Origin of the sequence: Pedobacter sp. Bi126 (genome assembly GCF_918698245.1) — a bacterium.
Classification (GTDB): domain Bacteria; phylum Bacteroidota; class Bacteroidia; order Sphingobacteriales; family Sphingobacteriaceae; genus Pedobacter.
On the sequence record NZ_CAKKMS010000004.1, the window covers coordinates 375,233 to 388,900 of the forward strand.

Consider the following 13,668-nt stretch of genomic DNA (forward strand, 5'->3'; position numbering starts at 1 on the left):
AAAAACTTGACTTCTTTTTTTATACCTGAAAAATGAAATTAACGTTCAACTCAAAATTTCTCATTATTTTTCTCGCGCTTCTCATCGTAGAAATCTTAATTGGCAAATACCTTCATGATGCATTTATTCGTCCGTTTGGCGGAGACGTATTGGTTGTTATCTTGATTTACGCATTTTTGAGGATTTTCCTTAAAACCAATTATAAGCAGTTATCATTAGGCGTCTTAATTTTTTCTTTCGTAATTGAGTTCCTCCAAAAGGCAAATTATGTTACCTGGTTTGGCTGGGAAAACAACAAAATAATGAGCACTATATTGGGCACTTCCTTTAGCGTTTACGATCTGCTCGCTTATTTTGTAGGCTATCTGATCTGTTTGTGCTTTAAGGATTGAGCTAAAGCACTTTTCTTATTTTGAAAGCGCTTTAATTGCTTTTAAATCCAATTGTTTAAATTCTACTTCACTGCCCTCGGCTTGCAGTGCAATCTGGCCGCTACTTGCAGTGCAATTTGTGCCATAGTTTACCAATATGCCATTTACCCAAACTTTAACTTCGTTATTCAAACATTGAATAACCATGGTATTCCATTCGCCAAGCGGTTTTTCACTGTCATCTGTTAAATTTTTAATCCGGCGGAGTTTATTTCCATTTACACCCCAGTTTTCTTGAGGCCCACGTCTGGTAACCATATCCGGTACTGTAATATCTTCTTCGATACACCAGAAATCGCCAGCATCTTTATGTTGCATCTGCACTTCCAGCGATTTTGGAAACATACCATACAATGCCCTTGGCGTAGATGCATGAACTAAAACGCCACAATTTCCTGGCTTGCCAGCAAAGCGGTATTGTACTGTTAACTGGTAATTTTTATAAATTTTATCGGTTATTAAATGCCCACCTGGCGTACCTAAACTTACCAACATGCCATTGCGAACAATAAATGGATTAATAGTATCAGGCTTTTTATCCATTGCAGGTACATCTACATGCCAACCGCTTAGATTTTTTCCGTTAAAAAGGCTTTTTTGAGCAAATGCTGAACTGCTCATAATAACTAGTAGTAAAAAGGCGTAGTAAAGTTTCATGATATATTTGGTTTTTGTATTCCAAATATATTAAATATAAATGGCAGAAGAATTGTAAGAGGGTTCGTCATTTCGACTGGAGTGCAACGGAATGGAGAAATCTATGATTACGGTATTTATAGATCTCTCCACTTCGGTCGAGATGACGATACCCCGCTGCCTAATCTGGTCTTTAGCGTCTCGCTAAGACTCCAATTTCAATAATTCTTCGTACGCATTTCCATCAAGCCTCAATAGTTTAGCAAATGCTGGCTCGGTTTTATAACCTTGGTTTTTGAGATCAATGATGTCCTGCCTAAATTTTTCGTCCCTAGCTAAGAGTAATTTGTGTTCAATGAGCATATGCCGATATGCATTTTGTCGTGCGGTGGGAATATTTTGGCCGAATATTTCTATTTCGAAACCATCGATGATAAAATTCGCTTTAATCGCATCGAATTTGAGGCTTTCACGAATGATGAAGTCTTTTTCAGATCTAAACAGTACATTTAATTTGTCGATAAATTCATTCTTATCCGAAACTTCGCAGATAATATCCAAATCGCTGTTTTCGATGTCGATATTGATTGGAATGGTACCCACAAGTATTGGATGGTAAGGAGCAAGCTTTCCTATAATTTCATTATCAGTTAGCACCTGATAAGCCTTCTTTTGCCTTTCATTGCCAAGCTTTAAGTAAGATATATCAAGAAAGTTGATCATTCGTTATGGGCTATGGGTTTTTGACCTTTGTTTCTTGCAGCATCCAAAGTTACTAAACCCGATAGTATGAATGCCAATGCGTTCTAATTCTGCCCTAATTTTTTCTGAAGAAACTGAAGCAAAGCACAAGAGGCATTGGCAGAAAGGATAGCGGGAACAGACTTTGATATTTGTTGCTGTACCTGCTTTCCAAACACTACTGTTATCGTCATTGCGAGAAGGAACGGCGAAGCAATCTTTCATGCTTTCGGATATTTCACAATAAAGATTGCTTCGTCGGCTGAAAAGGCCTCCTCGCAATCACGAATTCATTGAAAAAACAAAGCCCATCTCAGTTAAGAAATGGGCTTTGTTTTATAATAGTATGATGCCGTTCTTCGACAGGCTCAGAATGACAACGGATTTATTTAATCTTCTACAATCTCACTGTTGATGCTCACATCGTCTTTTACATCTTCTTTAAAGTAGTTTTTCTGGAAGATGAGGATCAGTATCACTCCAACTGAAATGGCTGCGTCTGCAAGGTTAAAAACAGGCCTGAAAAAAACAAACTCTTCGCCTCCCCAAATCGGGAACCAGGTAGGGAAGTGGCCTTCTGCAATCGGGAAATAGAACATGTCTACTACACGACCGTGAAACCAGCTTTCGTAACCATAAATCTTTCCGTAAAATACAGAATCGATAATGTTTCCTAATGCGCCAGAAAAAATCAGTGCAACATTTAAGATTAAACCGCGGTGATATTTATGCTTAATTAGATAATGTAAGCCATAGCCAATTCCTGCAACAGCTGCAATACGGAAAAGTGATAAGGCTAATTTGCCAAATTCACCACCAAACTCCATCCCAAAGGCCATCCCATTATTTTCGGTAAAATGGATAATACACCATTTGCCAATAATATGGAATTCCTGACCGAGGTACATGTGCGTTTTAACCCAGGTTTTCACCAGCTGATCGGCCAGTAAAACTAAAAAGATAACAATTAAAGGTTTTGTATAGCCTTTCATTAACTCTGCTTTAATTTAGCTTCCATGCTTAATGTTGCATGAGGAACAGCGCGTAAACGTTCTTTTTGGATTAATTTTCCGGTTTCGCGGCAAATACCATAAGTTTTGTTCTCGATACGCACCAATGCATTCTCCAGGTTGTCAATAAATTTTTTCTGACGTGCAGCCAATTGATTGATCTGCTCTTTTTCCATTGTTGCAGAACCGTCTTCTAATGTTTTGTAGGCACCTGAAGTATCTTCTGTTCCGTTTGCGTTTGGATTACTCAAAGAAGTGGTTAAAGAGTTAAGTTCCTCTTTCGCCATGCGTAATTTATCTTGAATTAATTCTTTAAATTCTTGTAATTCACTGTCTGAGTAGCGTGTTTTGTTGCTGTTTTCCATGTTCTTTTTCTAATTTTCTAATATATGGATTTATATTTTAGTTACTGAAATGCTTAACTCAACATCGTCGATAACGATTTTGTTTGCATTATTTACAGTATCTGTTAATTCAAATTCATCGGCCAATATTTCCGCGCAAATGTAATCCTTGTTTTTGGCAACTGCGCCGGCCACCAAGTTATCATTTTGTAACGAAACTTTAATCCTATCTGTTACTTCAAAGTTTAATTCTTTTCGCAAGTTTTGGATACGGTTAACCAATTCGCGGGAAATACCTTCTTGTTTCAGCTCTTCTGAGATGGTAACATCCAAAGCAACAGTTAAACTGCCCAGGTTAGTTACCTGCCATCCCGGAATATCTTCGGCAAAAACCTCAACATCATCATTTAAATTGATGGTAAATTCTTCACCATTATTACCAACTACGATGATGAAGCCATCATTTTCTAAACGTTGGATATCATCCTGATTGGAATTTTCTAAAGCCTCTTTAACCAGGCTCATCTCTTTTCCAACTTTTTTACCCAAAGATTTGAAGTTTGGTTTCAGCTTTTTCTTAACGATACCATGCGTATCGGTAATGAACTCAATATGTTTAACATTCGTTTCAGAAAGGATATAATCTGCAACCTTTGATATTTTTTGTTCGAAATCGCCACTTAAAGATGGAATTAAGATTTTCTCAAGTGGTTGACGCACATTGATGCCCGATTTTTTACGCAGCGATAAAACCATCGATGAAATATCCTGAGCGTAAACCATACGCTCGTTCAAATCGGTATCAATTAAACTTTGATCAGCCTCTTTCCATAAAGTTAAGTGGACAGATTGTTCCGCATGTGCATCGGTAATGGTTAAGTTTCTATATAACCAATCGGCAAAGAAAGGCGCAACAGGACTCATCAACTGTGCCAAGGTTTCTAAACAAGTATATAATGTTTCGTAAGCTGCACGTTTATCATCGGTCATTTCGCCTTTCCAGAAACGGCGACGACTTAACCTGATGTACCAGTTACTCAAATGTTCATCAACAAAAGCCTGAATAGCACGGGTAGCTTTCGTTGGTTCGTAAGTGTTGTAACTTCCATCAACTTCGTTGATTAAGGTTTGCAATAACGATAAAATCCAGCGGTCTAACTCCGTCCTTTCTTCAACTTTGCTTAAATTATTTTTATCGATCTCGAATTTATCGATATTGGCGTACAGGGCAAAGAAAGCATAGGTATTGTAAAGTGTTCCGAAGAATTTACGGCGCACTTCAGCAATTCCATCAATGTCAAATTTTAGGTTGTCCCAAGGATTTGCATTAGAAATCATGTACCAACGCGTGGCATCAGCACCATATTCATTAATGGTTTGGAATGGATCAGCGGCATTGCCCAAACGTTTAGACATTTTTTGTCCGTTTTTGTCCAGAACCAGTCCATTCGAAACTACATTTTTGTACGCTACTTTATCAAAAACCAATGTAGAGATCGCATGTAGCGTATAAAACCAGCCACGGGTTTGGTCTACGCCTTCGGCAATAAAATCTGCAGGGAAATCTTCATTTCCATCAATTGTTTCTTTGTTTTCAAAAGGGTAGTGCCACTGCGCATAAGGCATAGCACCAGAATCGAACCAAACATCAATTAAATCACTTTCGCGGCTCATTGGTTTGCCTGATGGAGATACCAAAACAATTTTGTCGACCACATTTTTATGTAAATCGATCAAATCATAGTTCTCTTCAGACATGTTCCCGATTTCGAATCCCTTAAAAGGATTTTCTTTCTGGAAACCAGCTGTTATAGATTTTTCAATGGCATTATAAAGTTCCTCAACAGAACCAATTAACACTTCTTCTTTTTTATCTTCAGTTCTCCAGATTGGCAAAGGAATTCCCCAGTATCTCGAACGTGATAAATTCCAATCGTTGGCGTTTTTTAGCCAGTTTCCAAAACGACCTTCGCCAGTTGACTTTGGTTTCCAGTTAATGGTTTCATTAAGGTCGAACATCCTGTCTTTAACATCTGTAACTTTAATAAACCATGAATCTAAAGGATAATATAAAAGTGGCTCATCAGTTCTCCAGCTGTGTGGGTAACTGTGAACATATTTTTCTACTTTAAAAGCTTTATTTTCTTCTTTTAATAAAATAGCAATTTCTACATCAACCGATTTTTCAGGTGCTTCGCCAGCATTGTAATATTCGTTTTTTACATATTTGCCTGCAAAAGGACCAACATGTTTAGTGAATTTACCCTGTAAATCTACTAATGGAACGGGGGTGTCATTCTCGTCTAATACCAACATTGGCGGTACTTCAGGAATGGCTTCCTTAGCTACTTTAGCATCATCTGCGCCAAAAGTAGGGGCGGTATGAACAATACCGGTACCATCTTCTGTAGTTACGAAATCTCCAGAAATTACCCTAAATGCATTTTCAGGATTTTGATACGGCAATGCGTAAGTTAATAGTTGTTCATATCTAATGCCAACCAACTCACTTCCTTTGCATTCGGCAAGTATTTGATAGGGGATTTTTTTATCGCCAGCTTTAAAATTTGTAAAATCTTCAACTTCGTTGCTTTCAAAGAAAATTTTACTGAATTGCTTGCCAACCAGGTTTTTTGCCAAAATTACATTTGTTGGCAAGAATGTATATTGGTTGAAAGTTTTGACCAAAACATAGTCGATTTTTGGTCCAACCGTTAAAGCTGTGTTTGATGGTAAAGTCCATGGAGTAGTCGTCCAGGCCATCAGGTAAATATCTCCAAATGTTTGTAAAAACGGAGGTAACGTATCCGCTATCGCCTTAAATTGAGCAACAATTGTTGTATCTGTAACATCTCGGTAAGCGCCAGGCTGATTTACCTCATGCGAACTCAATCCTGTCCCAGCTTTTGGAGAATAAGGTTGGATAGTATAACCTTTATAGATTAATCCTTTATCGTAAATCTGCTTCAAAAGCCACCACACCGATTCCATGTATTTCGACTTATAGGTAATGTATGGATCATCCATATCTACCCAATAGCCCATTTTTTCGGTCAATTCGTTCCACACATCAGTGTAACGCATTACTGTTTTTTTACAGGCTTCGTTATAGTCTTCAATAGAAATAGTTTTACCAATATCCTCTTTGGTAATCCCTAATTCCTTTTCAGTTCCAAGCTCAACAGGTAGGCCATGCGTATCCCAGCCAGCTTTTCTTTTTACCTGATAACCCTTAATTGTTTTATAGCGGCAAAAAATATCCTTAATTGCACGCGCCATTACGTGGTGGATCCCCGGCATGCCATTGGCAGACGGTGGCCCTTCGTAAAAAGTAAACGGATTAGATTTAGGACGGGAAGAAATACTTTTTTCAAAGATATTTTCCTTTTTCCAAAAATCCAGTATTTCTTGCCCTATTTTGGCAAGTTCCAATTGTTTAAATTCGCTATACATCAATCAAGTACCTCAAAAAATTAAAGGTTGCAAAGTTAACAGAATTGACTGAATTTTGGTAGTTTTGATGTAAATACTTTTAATGTGAAATTATTTAATATCGGGCTTACATTGATGATTGTTGCCGTAATTGCCTTGCCAATTGTTGCGGTAATAAACCCTTCAGACCGGGATTTTGTACTTTATGCTTTTTATTTCTGTGGCTTGCTCGAACTAATCGGGCTTATTTTTGTTTTAATCCATATTGTAACACTAAAAAGAAAGAACCCATGATTAAGCTCTTAAAATTGCAGAAAGCCGTTTTCATCCTCATAGCTGGCGTACTTTCTTTTATCGCCTATAAAATTTTAGATGCAAATGAGGTAAAAGGAAGTATCTATTTACAGATGCTGGCCGGCGTACTCATCATCATTGGTGCATTATGGTTGTTATATCCAATTTTATTCGCCAAAAAAGATAATGATGGCAATGCCGAAATCATTACCGACCCAACGGTCGAAGTTCCGGTAGATGAAGAGGATCAAAAGCCTGCAGCTGAATAAATCTTACCCTCATAGCCGGTTTAAACCCAAGGCCATGAAAAAAATAAAATCCACGTAGGGGTAAATTTCTTGTGAGTTGTATTAGCTCTAAATAACAAATAGAGATAACTATGATTCCTGCATTAATTATTTGGCTCTGCAAGAAATATTTTGCTCCAAAAACCTACAAAACATTCTCTTCCAAAAGCCTAATCAATCCAAAAAGTGTTGCTTCGGTGCTCTTTCTTGTCTGTTCATTTTCATCAGCTTTTGCACAGCAAAGTAAATTTAACATCAAGCGTAATGGAGAAGTAATCGGCCAGATGTATTTTCAGCAAAAAGACGATGGCGATAATGTTTACCTAAAAATAACTTCGAAAGTACAAACCCGTTTTGTTTTCAAAATTGATGTGGAAACAGAGGATATAGCACATTTTAAAAATGGCAAACTCCTCAGCTCAAATGTAAATCGGGTAGTAAATGGCAATGCAAAAGAGGCTAAGAAAACAAGTTGGATAAATAATGTTTACCAGCTTAAAACAGGCGATAAAACCAGTACAATAAATCAGCCCATCAGTTATAATATGATGCTACTGTATACCAAAGAGCCTGTTAATATCCCCGAAATTTATTCTGACAACTTTCAGTGTTTTATTCCCATTCAGAAAAACGGGGCACATCAGTATCGGATCAATCTTCCCGATGGGAATTATAACGATTACCATTTCGAAAACGGAATATGTAAACTGGTAGTTGTAAATCACTCTTTGTACACCATTAGAATGGAAAGGGTTTAATATGGAAACAGTTGCAAATAAGTGCCTGAGGGTTTTGGTTACGGGTGCATCTGGTTTTATCGGCCGGAAGTTAAGTTTTACCCTTGCAGAAATGGGCTATGATGTAGTGGCACTTTGCAGAAATGTTAAGCATCCCTTTCTTATTCAGCACCGAAATATCCAGTTTGTAAAAGGCGATGTTTTGGATCCTGAAAGTTTAGAAAACGCAATGAAAGATTGTTATCAGGTTTACCATACGGCGGCGATGGCCAAAATGTGGTGCCGGAATGAGCAGGATTTTTACGATGTGAATGTAATTGGAACAAGAAATGTGCTTAGCTGTGCATTAAAATTGGGTGTAGAAAAGGTTGTGCATACCTCAACTTGCGGGGTGTGGGGGCCAACACTAAATCTGCCGGTTTCAGAAAACGATCCAAGAGCAGTCGGCTTCCCAATTAGCTATGAACGCACAAAATACCTTGCTGAATTAGAGGTGAAAGAATTTGTAAAAAAGGGATTGGAAGTGGTAATTGTAAACCCATCAAGAGTATATGGCGATGGACCAATAACTGATAGTAATACGGTGAGTAAAATGGTTACAGGTTATATAAATGGTACATGGCATTTTATTCCGGGCGATGGAAAAGCAATTGCCAATTATGCTTTTGTAGATGATGTGGTAGATGGACATATTGCGGCGATGCAAAATGGCAGGAATGGCGAACGGTATATTTTGGGTGGAGTTGATATTTCTTTTAATAGTTTTTTCGGCACACTAAGGCAGATCACTGGTAAAAAAAGAAGTTTGTATAAAGTCCCGGTAGGCATTATTAAAGCTTATAGTTTGCTGGAGGCTTTAAAATCGAAACTTTTTAACCTTACCCCGTTTTTTCTTCCAGAATTTGCCGATAGGTTAAAATGTAATCAGCAATATTCGAGCAATAAAGCCATTGCCGAACTAAATTATCGGATAACACCTTTTGCAATTGGTTTAAGAAAAACCATTAATCACTTTAAACATAATTAGAGATTATCGTCCTCGTTTGCAACGAGGATGCAAGAGAATGTCGATTGTATCGACTTTTATAACTCTATATTCCACATTGCAAATGTGGATCTCAACCATCCTCGTTGCAAACGAGGACGATATAAAATATAAAAATGAAACAATTAACAGTATTAATTACAGGAGCAAGCGAGGGCTTGGGCAAATCTTTCGCTATCGAATCGGCCAAACGTGGTTTAGGTTTGGTATTGGTTTCGCTACCAAATAGTGGGCTGGAACATTTAGCAAATTACCTGCGTGTAAACTTTAACAGTAAGGTGTTTTGTATTGAAATAGATTTGACCAAAAATACCTCCGCAAGCGAAATTTTTGAAAAGGTAAGCGCTCATAACATCGGGGTAAATGTTTTGATCAATAATGCTGGTTTAGGGAACTGGAGTTGGTTTGAAGATAAAAATGTCGATTTTTACAGAACACAGATCGACCTCAACATTACCAATACGGTGTTGCTTACTCGATTGTTTTTAAACCATATCGATAAAAGTACAGCAAGCTATATTTTAAATGTTGGCAGTTTAGGCGGACATTTTATCGTTCCAAAAAAACAGGTTTACGGGGCAACCAAATCCTTTATCGGTTATTTTACCCGTTGTTTGCAACTCGAATTGAGCGGTACAAACGTGCATATTAGTTTACTTAGCCCTGGCGGTATTAATACGAAACCCGAGCTGTTGGTAATGAACAATGAATTAAAGGGGTTTGCAAAAGCGACGATTTTAGAGGCCGATTACGTTGCCAAAACAGCAATGGATGGCATGCTGAAAGGCAAGAAAGAAATTATACCAGGTTTTGCAAACCGTTTTTTGGTGGTGTTGGATAAAATTATACCTGGCTTTTTAAAAGAAATTATAATTAGGCGTAAATTGAAATCGATTTTAACAACATAGACTTAATCATCACCACAGATAAAAATGATGGACACAGATAGCGTTTTGTGCTAAAAAGATGTTGGCTTAAACAAAGCGTTGGTCAGTCTCAGGTTAGTCGAAGACGCTTTCGCTGAGTTATGTAAATGACTAACCCGCATCCGTGTTTATCAGTGTCTATCTGTGGTTAATATAAAAATAGAAACATCATTAACGGGCTTGGAAAGTAACGACACCAATCTTATCGGATTAATTAAAAGCGGTAATAAGCAGGCTTTCGACGAAGTGTTTTTAAAGCATTTCAAAAGCCTGCATGCCTATGCTTTTGCGATAATTAAAGAAAAAGATGATGCCGAAGAAATTGTTCAAAATGTGTTTGTACGCATCTGGACGAAAAGAGCGCAACTTAAAACAGATGGATTTTTAAAACCATTTCTTTATCGTTCGGTACACAACGAGAGTTTAAATTATTTGAAACATCAAAAAGTGAGATCGAATTTTAACGTTCATTATGCCGATGCTGTGAAAAACGATACAGGAAACTTAAATACAGAGATCATGGCAACAGAACTGGAAAAGAATATCCATTCGGCGATAAATGAGCTGCCCGAAAAATGCAGAAATGTATTTCAGTTGAGCCGGTTCGACCAGATGAAATATCAGGAAATTGCCGATGCATTAAATATTTCTATCAAAACGGTAGAAAACCAGATGGGGAAGGCCTTAAAGATTTTGCGCCTTAGGGTGGTAGATTTTTTGATTCTCATTTTTATTTTATTGAAATAAGTTCATGGATAAAAACTATATACCTATTAATGATGATTTACTTGCAAAATACTTGCTTGGAGAGGCTACTGTGCCCGAAAGTGAGCAGGTTGAAGCATGGGCAGCATCAAATCCAGATCACCTGAAACAGTTAGAAGATTTCAGGATGATACTAGAGAAAAGCAAACTGCAGATTGATCCCGAAATTGATGAATATCAGGCTTTAGATCGGTTAAATACCCGTTTAGAAACCGAAAAAAAAACGATCAGCTATACATTTGTTTTGCGTTGGGTGGCTGTGGTATTTATATTTTTTAGTGCTGGCTTATTTTTCTACAACAATTTAATCGGCAATAAAATAAATGTAAATAGTGGCGGAAATACTTTAACACAAATGTTGCCTGATGGTTCTATTGCAATTTTGAATAAACAATCTGAACTTTCTTTCGTGGGCGGGTTTTTTAATAAAACCCGCAACGTTAAATTAAAGGGCGAAGCTTTTTTTAAAGTAAGCGCCGATAAGTCGAAACCATTTATCATTCGTGTTAATGATGTTCAGGTAACTGTTGTAGGCACCGCGTTTAATGTGAAAAGCGATGGGACAGCTGTTGTGGTAATTGTAGAAAGCGGGATCGTTAAGGTGAACAACCGAAATGACAGTGTGCGTTTAACCGCTGGAGAGAAAGTAGAAGTAAGTCAAAATCAGCGGCATTTATCTAAAGGAGAAAATCAGGGTAAGTTGTATAATTACTATTATTCGAATGAATTGGTTTGTGATGGCACACCGCTTAGCGAATTAGTTGCCGCACTTAATCAAAAATTTAAATCCAATATCGTTATTGTAAATCCTGAATTAAAGGCGCTTCCAATTAGCACAACTTTTAAAGATGAATCGCTTAAAGAAATCTTGAATGTGATTGCCGAAACTTTTAAAATAAAAGTTGAGTACGGGCAAGGTATAATTAAACTTAAATAAAAACCAATGCGTACGCTCAAAATAACTGTTATTTTTCTCCTCTTTTTTAGTCCCTTGATAAAAGCACAATCCAATCTATCCAGAAATATTTCACTCAATATCGAGCAGCAGAAACTAAGTTCAGTACTGGCGATGATAGAGGAGAAAGGCGGATTCAGGTTTTCTTACAACAGTAATATATTACCTGTAGATAGTTTGATCAGTATCCGCGAAGACAACTTAAATATTGCCGAAACACTGGATAAAATTTTAAATCACAGGTTCGAATACCGCCAATCGGGCAATTTTGTGATTATCCGGTATGCACCGCTCGAACTGGTGTTGCTGGTTAACGAATCTGTTGGTAATGCCGAACTTTATACCATTACGGGCCAGATTGTAGATAAACAGACCAATAAACCACTCCAGGATGCCAGTATTTACGAGCGAAACCTATTGGTTTCTGAAATATCGGATGGGAACGGTTATTTTTCGATGCGGTTAAAAAACATTACGCGGCCTATATCGCTAACGGTAAGTAAAGAAAATTATAAGTCTACCCTTACCCATTTTCTGGCAGAGGTGAACATTACCAATAAAAAAGAAAATCCAAGCGAAAGGTTTATCAGCGGAAATTTGGGCGATGTAGAAAATACCTGGCTGGGCAATACTTTGGTTACCGCACAACAAAAAATCCAATCGATCAATATCGGTGGTTTTATCTCAAAAGCCCCGTTTCAGTTTTCGCTTATTCCTAGTTTAAATTCCCATGGCTCATTGAGCGGTCAGGTGGTGAATAAATTTTCACTTAATGTTATTGGTGCTTATAGCGCAGGAGTAGATGGCGGAGAAATTGGTTTTGTTTTCAATATTAACAAAAGTAATGTGCAGTATTTTCAGTTTGCTGGAGCCTTTAATTTAGTTGGGGGGGGTGTTCGTGGAGCGCAGATTGCTGGCCTGTTTAATTATGTAATCGGCGATGTTCGGGCGGCTCAGATTGCCTTGGCTTATAACCGCGTAGGTAAGAGTTTCGAGGGTTTCCAAGTAGGTGGAATTTATAATCATGTTAATCAAGATGTGAAAGGCATTCAACTTTCCTTAGGTCTTAATACCATAGGCGGAACCTTAAAGGGTTGGCAAACAGGTGCGTTAAACCTGGTTAATGAAGAGACGAAGGGTGTTCAGATTGGAATTGGTGGTAACATAGTAGCTGGTAGAACAAGTGGAATACAAGTTGGAGGGATTGCCAATATCAACAAAGAAAGCAGTGGCGTAAATCTTGCGGTGCTCACCAATTTTACCGGACAAACTGCTAGTGGATTGCAAATTGGAGCAATTAATTATGCCAAAAACCTAAAAGGAGCCCAAGTTGGGGTATTAAATGTTTCAAATGAAAATGATGGTTATTCAATCGGGCTGATCAATATTGCTTTAAAAGGTTATCATAAATTTAGCTTCAGCACCAATGAAAGCACTACTTTTAATGTGGCTTATAAAGGTGGCAGCAAACGTTTATACAATATATTAATGTTTGGAACGAACAAAAAATCAGCTGAAAAAATATATACCGGCGGCTTAGGTTTTGGCAAGGAAATTAATCTTTTTAAAAGTGTTTCACTAAATCCTGAAATAAGTAGCCAATATGTTTACCAAGGGAGCTGGGATTACCTCAATCTGCTGAATAAATTTGAGCTGCCAATAAACATCCGTTTAAATAAATGGTTAGCCATACAGGGCGGTCCATCGGTTAATGTGTATTACACCAAACAAAACACCAAAATTGGTGAATTTGGTTTGTTGCAGGAAAAACATAAAGATTTCTCTTTTAACAATTCGAGGTATACAGGTTGGTTAGGTTGGAATGTAGGGTTGACGATTTGGTAAAAATAGCCTTGGGTTTAAACCCAAGGCCATGAATGATATCTATTTTGTAACCGCTAACTGAAAACTCCCAACTGATTAATGGTCAAACTTCCTAGCATTCTTCGCCGACTCTTCATCAGATACCAGTTTTCTTACTTTTCCATGCCTCGGTACGTGTCTCCACGGACCGATAACTGATGGTTCGTGAGGACACGAACCATGGGAGACTTTTTTATCTAAA

The 13,668-nt window shown here is 37.7% G+C and carries 14 protein-coding genes; 9 read left to right on the forward strand and 5 right to left on the reverse strand.

The features are described 5' to 3' along the window. The first annotated feature begins 32 nt into the window (after window positions 1–32). Complete coding sequence (locus tag LQ201_RS16410) at window positions 33–392, forward strand: DUF2809 domain-containing protein (RefSeq protein ID WP_230144522.1); 360 nt, start codon at window positions 33–35, stop codon at window positions 390–392. Between the two features lie 15 nt (window positions 393–407). Here LQ201_RS16410 and LQ201_RS16415 read toward each other — a convergent pair whose 3' ends face one another. The 5 genes from LQ201_RS16415 to ileS form a co-directional block, all read right to left on the reverse strand. Beyond that, the gene (locus tag LQ201_RS16415) at window positions 408–1,088 is read right to left on the reverse strand and encodes a DUF1080 domain-containing protein (protein WP_230144523.1); all 681 of its coding nucleotides are present in this window, start codon (window positions 1,086–1,088) and stop codon (window positions 408–410) included. Between the two features lie 183 nt (window positions 1,089–1,271). Beyond that, window positions 1,272–1,790: a DUF4269 domain-containing protein gene (locus LQ201_RS16420; RefSeq protein ID WP_230144524.1), complete on the reverse strand. Its 519-nt coding sequence runs from the start codon at window positions 1,788–1,790 to the stop codon at window positions 1,272–1,274. Window positions 1,791–2,197: 407 nt separating this feature from the next. Then, window positions 2,198–2,800, reverse strand: coding sequence for a lipoprotein signal peptidase (locus LQ201_RS16425; protein WP_108198061.1), 603 nt, complete (start codon window positions 2,798–2,800; stop codon window positions 2,198–2,200). After that, complete coding sequence (locus LQ201_RS16430) at window positions 2,800–3,183, reverse strand: TraR/DksA C4-type zinc finger protein (RefSeq protein ID WP_025144123.1); 384 nt, start codon at window positions 3,181–3,183, stop codon at window positions 2,800–2,802. Before LQ201_RS16430 ends, LQ201_RS16425 begins: the two co-directional genes overlap by 1 nt. Before the next feature lie 30 nt (window positions 3,184–3,213). Continuing rightward, the gene (gene ileS, locus LQ201_RS16435) at window positions 3,214–6,615 is read right to left on the reverse strand and encodes an isoleucine--tRNA ligase (protein ID WP_230144525.1); all 3,402 of its coding nucleotides are present in this window, start codon (window positions 6,613–6,615) and stop codon (window positions 3,214–3,216) included. An 84-nt stretch (window positions 6,616–6,699) separates the two neighbouring features. Here ileS and LQ201_RS16440 point away from each other — a divergent pair, with 84 nt between their 5' ends. The 8 genes from LQ201_RS16440 (at window position 6,700) to LQ201_RS16475 (ending at window position 13,448) form a co-directional block, all read left to right on the forward strand. Further along, on the forward strand, window positions 6,700–6,888 hold the full coding sequence (locus LQ201_RS16440) for a hypothetical protein (RefSeq protein ID WP_131031924.1): 189 nt from the start codon (window positions 6,700–6,702) through the stop codon (window positions 6,886–6,888). Beyond that, a complete protein-coding gene (locus LQ201_RS16445) occupies window positions 6,885–7,157 on the forward strand; it encodes an isoleucyl-tRNA synthetase (RefSeq protein WP_230144526.1) in 273 nt (90 codons plus the stop codon). The genes LQ201_RS16440 and LQ201_RS16445 overlap by 4 nt, the downstream gene beginning before the upstream one ends. Window positions 7,158–7,267: 110 nt before the next feature. Next, window positions 7,268–7,933 carry a DUF6134 family protein gene (locus tag LQ201_RS16450; RefSeq protein ID WP_230144527.1) on the forward strand — a complete coding sequence of 222 codons (666 nt, stop codon included), beginning with the start codon at window positions 7,268–7,270 and terminating at the stop codon, window positions 7,931–7,933. Between the two features lies 1 nt (window position 7,934). Then, complete coding sequence (locus LQ201_RS16455; RefSeq protein WP_230144528.1) at window positions 7,935–8,939, forward strand: SDR family NAD(P)-dependent oxidoreductase; 1,005 nt, start codon at window positions 7,935–7,937, stop codon at window positions 8,937–8,939. Between the two features lie 134 nt (window positions 8,940–9,073). Then, window positions 9,074–9,865, forward strand: coding sequence for an SDR family oxidoreductase (locus tag LQ201_RS16460; RefSeq protein ID WP_230144529.1), 792 nt, complete (start codon window positions 9,074–9,076; stop codon window positions 9,863–9,865). 162 nt (window positions 9,866–10,027) lie between these two features. Further along, complete coding sequence (locus LQ201_RS16465; RefSeq protein WP_230146652.1) at window positions 10,028–10,630, forward strand: RNA polymerase sigma factor; 603 nt, start codon at window positions 10,028–10,030, stop codon at window positions 10,628–10,630. Window positions 10,631–10,634: 4 nt separating this feature from the next. Continuing rightward, window positions 10,635–11,585 carry a FecR domain-containing protein gene (locus LQ201_RS16470; RefSeq protein ID WP_230144531.1) on the forward strand — a complete coding sequence of 317 codons (951 nt, stop codon included), beginning with the start codon at window positions 10,635–10,637 and terminating at the stop codon, window positions 11,583–11,585. A gap of 6 nt (window positions 11,586–11,591) precedes the next feature. Then, a complete protein-coding gene (locus LQ201_RS16475) occupies window positions 11,592–13,448 on the forward strand; it encodes an LA_2272 family surface repeat-containing protein (protein ID WP_230144532.1) in 1,857 nt (618 codons plus the stop codon). Window positions 13,449–13,668 lie beyond the last annotated feature (220 nt).